The sequence below is a fragment of the Vogesella mureinivorans genome (genome assembly GCF_007644035.1).
Taxonomy (GTDB): domain Bacteria; phylum Pseudomonadota; class Gammaproteobacteria; order Burkholderiales; family Chromobacteriaceae; genus Vogesella; species Vogesella mureinivorans.
Genome location: NZ_VMTV02000561.1, coordinates 1 through 295, shown reverse-complemented (window position 1 = coordinate 295; position 295 = coordinate 1). Strand labels below are relative to the sequence as shown.

Genomic DNA, 295 nt, shown 5'->3' with positions numbered 1-295 from the left:
CGTGCATGTCAATCAGCTCAAGTGCACGGCCGCCACCGCGCGCCACGCAGGTCAGCGGATCGTCGGCAACGTGCACGTGGAGGCCGGTTTCCTCGGAAATCAGTCGGTCGAGATCGCGCAAGAGGGCGCCACCGCCGGTCAACACGATGCCGCGCTCGGCGACATCGGCGCACAGCTCTGGTGGGGTCTGTTCCAGGGCCGCCCGTACCGCACTGGTGATGCCCGCAAGAGGCTCGTGCAGCGCCTCCAGAACTTCGTTGGAGTTCATCGTGAATGCACGAGGCACGCCCTCGGC

Annotated in this window: 1 protein-coding gene; it reads right to left on the bottom strand. The window is 66.4% G+C overall.

Going from position 1 to position 295, the window contains the following annotated elements:
• On the bottom strand, window positions 1-295 hold a 295-nt coding region (locus FLQ44_RS14555), incomplete at both ends, for a rod shape-determining protein (protein ID WP_206208901.1).